Source organism: Paenibacillus cremeus (genome assembly GCF_007786445.1).
GTDB lineage: Bacteria > Bacillota > Bacilli > Paenibacillales > NBRC-103111 > Paenibacillus_G > Paenibacillus_G cremeus.
In genome coordinates, this window is the sequence record NZ_VNJI01000139.1 from 1 (window position 1) to 1,211 (window position 1,211).

A 1,211-nucleotide genomic window follows, 5' to 3' on the forward strand; every position below is an offset into this window, starting at 1 on the left:
CCGAACCGCTCTTTATGCTGCTCTACTGCGGTCACAAGTAATTCATCGTCCGCCGGATTGCCTTTATAAAGCTCGTAGCCGGTAACGAAACCACTTTCCGTTTCGTCGATTCGAGCTTTATAGCCAAACTCTGCGGTCTTGGAGAGCTTTCCCTTCTTGATCGGCCGGGCTTCAGGATCAAAGAAGCTCACAATCCGGTCCGGAATGATTCGGTTGCCAGAGACGACTTGCTTGGCTTGTTCAATCAGCTTTCTCGTTAACGTAATAGCATCTCCGAGTTTTTCTTTCGTGGCTTTGATGGACGCTTTACCTTTATCTTTTGCTTCGTTCATGACCATAGAAGCCTTCTCGCATACGTCTTCGGCAAGAACAGCGACTTGTTCTGTGATCGCATTGAGCTCATCCCAAGATTCTTGCGTACGACGGCGGAGCAGTTTGGCAATGGAGAGGACGTGATCCTTCACTTCTTTGGTTTTGTCCTCAAACTGTCTGGTTGCATGGGATGCGACTTTACGGATTTTCCCGACCCACCTGGTAATGACCTTGATGCCATCTTGCAATAAGGTCGCATCGGTTGGATGATGGACGTCGGATTCCACAACAGTGGTGTCCGTACGAAATTTGCGTCGTGTGAGAACCTTGTCTTCATCCAATTTCTGAAGTAACAGTTCGTTTAATTGCTCGACCCATTCTTCTCCATAGCGCTGACGAGCTTTGATCAGCGTCGTAGAGTCAGGCATACGTTCGTCAATGGAGATACGACAAAACCGTCGCCACGTAAGGCTGTCGCCAACTTCTTGCACAAGCGTTTCATAGCCCAAATGATAGCGACGTTTGAGATACATCAATCGCAGGAATGTTTCAATCGCCTTCGTTGGGCGGCCTCTTCGAGTTAGATGTTTTTCCAGAAATGGCTGCATGAAACGCTCGTCATCCAAGAGAGCATCGACTTTAGCCAACTCTTCGGGTAACGTCCAAACGAATTCCGGGATGATCGAATCCCAAACGGTCAGTTGTTCTTCACGTAGTTTCAACATAAAAGCTCACCTCAAAAAAGGATTATGAGGGGCCCCGTCGAATTCATGAGCATAGGAATTCCGCCCCTCGTTTTGATGGTTTTTGTTGCCTCGACAACAACAACTTCCATCTGGAGGTTGCGAATTCCTTTTTTATTTCCTATAAAATCCCCCGATTTTTTCAGGGGTAACTAA

1 protein-coding gene is annotated in these 1,211 nt (G+C 47.4%); it reads right to left on the minus strand.

Going from position 1 to position 1,211, the window contains the following annotated elements:
* Positions 1-1,037: ISNCY family transposase (locus FPZ49_RS35210; RefSeq protein ID WP_144855398.1), on the minus strand; the 1,037-nt coding region annotated here is incomplete at its 3' end.
* Positions 1,038-1,211: the final 174 nt, after the last annotated feature.